The following is a 2629-nucleotide window of genomic DNA, read 5'->3' as shown; positions in this document are numbered from 1 at the left end:
CCCAAACCCTCATCAACCACTTCGCCGCCCACCTCCGCGACGACCGGCGGCGGTCGCAGCACACGGTGCGGGCCTATGTGATTACCGCAGAGCGTTTCTGTGCGTTCCTGATGGACCATATCGGCGGCGGTGTCGGTGCGGACGAGATCAGGGCGCTGACCCAGGCGGATATCCGTTCCTATCTGGCGTTCCGTCGGCGGGACGGGCTGACCAACAACAGCGCGGCGCGGGAATTGTCGGCTTTGCGGGCGTTCCTTAAACATGTCGGCGGCGATGAGGCGCAAATCCCGAGGATCAAGGGGCCAAAGGTCAAGCGCGGCGTCCCGCGACCGGTCTCGCCCGATGACATATTGGCGCTGGCCGGGGATGCGCAGGACAGCGCCAGCGAGGACTGGATCGGCGCGCGCGACTGGGCGGTTTTGCTGTTGCTCTATGGTTCGGGGCTGCGGATCAGCGAGGCGCTCGACCTGACCGGCGATGCCCTGCCCCTGACCGACACGCTGCGGGTGACCGGCAAACGCAGCAAGGTCCGGATCGTGCCGCTATTGCCGCAGGTCCGCGCGGCGATCGAACATTATATCGACCTCTGCCCCTATCCGGTTGCCCAGGATTTCGCGCGCTGCAAGCATGACAAGATCGGCGGCTCGCCCCTGTTCCGCGGCAAGCGGGGTGGGCTGCTGTCGCCCAATATGATCCGCCGCGTGGTCCAGCAGGCGCGAACCAGGCTCGGCCTGTCCGACAGCACTACGCCCCATGCCCTGCGCCACAGCTTCGCGACGCACCTATTGGCGGGCGGCGCGGATTTGCGGAGCCTGCAGGAATTGCTGGGCCATGCGAGTTTGAGTTCGACGCAAGTTTATACCGCAGTCGATGCTGCGCATTTGCTGGATGTTTATAACAGCGCGCATCCGAGAGCCGGGTAATGTCCGCTTTCGGGATGTTGCGGTCAATCAACCCTCCTTCACTGGAACCCTAAACCTTAACCAGCATCTTGCCCGTGTTCGCGCCGGTAAACAGCCCGATGAACGCGTCCGGTGCTTTTGCTAACCCCTCCATCACCGTCTCACGGCCCTTGACAGCGCCCGATGCAATCAATTTCGCCATATCGGCGTTGAATTCGGGCACTTGCGCGGCGAAATCGGGATAGAGGAAGCCTTCAATTTTTATGCGCAGGCCAATGATCATCGTCAGATATTGCATCGACTGCGGCTGTTGATCGTTGTAAACGTCAATCATCCCGCAAATCGCCATACGCGCGCGTTCGTTGGAGCAGGCGAGCGCCGCATCGAGATGTTCACCGCCGACATTGTCAAAATAGACATCGACGCCGGATTTGCCGACGGTTTTCAGTGCTGCGCGCAATTGCGGCAATACCGGACCGGACTTGTAGTCGATGCAGGCATCCGCGCCGATTTCTTTAACCCATGCACATTTATCTGCGCCACCGGCTGACCCGATTACGGTCATGCCCTTGGCCTTTGCTATCTGGGTAACGGTGGAGCCAACCGCGCCGGCCGCCGCAGATACAAAAACAGTTTCGCCTTCCTTGGCCGCGCCGACTTTCAGCAAGCCAAACCAGGCGGTGCCGCCGGGCATGCCGATAATCGACAACCAATGTTGATCGGGAACGCCGAGATCGGGAAGCTTCGCCGGTGGCATGCCGCCTTCGGGAGGATTGCTGCCGCCAGCGACAGCAGTGTCGCGCCAACCCGCCATATGCAGCACTTTGCATCCGACTGGATAATCGGCATTGTTGCTTTCGGTCACCGTGCCGACCGCGCCGCCGGTCATCGCTTCACCGATACCGAATGGGGGCGCATAGCTTTTTACGTCATTCATCCGTCCGCGCATATAGGGGTCAACCGACAGCCAGCTATTTGTAATGCGATATTCGCCTTCGCCAAGCGGGGCATCCGTTGCCTCTATCATCTGGAAATTATCAGCCACCGGGGTACCGGCGGGACGACTCTTCAGGGCCCATGCACGCATATCAATATCCTTTTTCGGTTCGTTTAACCGTTGTTGTAGCGGGTATTCGCGAGATGCACCAACGTCTCGCGCGTTCAACTTTACTCCAGCCAATATCGCGCCGGCAAAAGCCGCTTTTGAAATTCACTTTGTCCACCGCCTTATAGGCGCTTGATTGCGCTTCGGCTGTGTTCGTGCCCAAAATCGTCACGTTTGGTACGAGTCCACCATTGGCGACGAGTTCGCGATCCACGACGGCAGTCCCGATTTTCGGTGACAGTTTACTAAATTTACTCAAATCCAGTGTCCGCTTTCGGATATTGCGGACTTCAACAAATCAGCCCACCCTCGCCTCAATCGCATCCCAGATCATCCCCGGCGTATCCGTCCCGTTGAAATTGTCGATCGCGACAATCCCGGTTGGCGAGGTCACGTTGATCTCGGTCAGCCATTTGCCGCCGATCACGTCGATGCCGACGAAGATCAGGCCGAGCCGCTTCAGGTCCGGTCCCATCGCCGCGCAGATTTCCTTTTCGCGGTCGGTCAGTTCCGCCGCTTCGGCATAGCCGCCCTGCGCCAGATTAGAGCGGAATTCGCCTTCGCCGGGTTTGCGGTTGATCGCGCCGGCGACTTCGCCGTCGATCAGGACGATGCGCTTGTC

At 59.8% G+C, this 2629-nt stretch carries 3 protein-coding genes and 1 pseudogene; 1 reads left to right on the top strand and 3 read right to left on the bottom strand.

Annotation, left to right across the window (positions count from 1 at the left end):
* Positions 1 to 11 precede the first annotated feature (11 nt).
* Positions 12 to 923, top strand: a complete 912-nt coding sequence (locus tag WBM93_RS02865) for a tyrosine recombinase XerC (RefSeq protein ID WP_424427970.1) — start codon at positions 12 to 14, stop codon at positions 921 to 923.
* Positions 924 to 972: 49 nt separating this feature from the next.
* Here the strand turns inward: WBM93_RS02865 and WBM93_RS02860 are convergent, their stop codons facing one another.
* The 3 genes and pseudogenes from WBM93_RS02860 to WBM93_RS02850 form a co-directional block, all read right to left on the bottom strand.
* Positions 973 to 1989 (bottom strand): NADP-dependent oxidoreductase, encoded by a 1017-nt coding sequence (locus WBM93_RS02860; protein WP_424427968.1) that lies wholly within the window; start codon positions 1987 to 1989, stop codon positions 973 to 975.
* 1 nt (position 1990) lies between these two features.
* Positions 1991 to 2221 (bottom strand): phosphoribosylglycinamide synthetase C domain-containing protein, encoded by a 231-nt coding sequence (locus WBM93_RS02855; protein WP_424427966.1) that lies wholly within the window; start codon positions 2219 to 2221, stop codon positions 1991 to 1993.
* An 84-nt stretch (positions 2222 to 2305) separates the two neighbouring features.
* Positions 2306 to 2629: pseudogene (locus tag WBM93_RS02850) on the bottom strand (glutathione synthase); the annotation flags it as partial.

It is taken from the genome of Parasphingorhabdus sp. (assembly GCF_049667325.1).
Taxonomy (GTDB): domain Bacteria; phylum Pseudomonadota; class Alphaproteobacteria; order Sphingomonadales; family Sphingomonadaceae; genus Parasphingorhabdus.
This window is presented reverse-complemented; position numbering and strand designations above follow the sequence as displayed.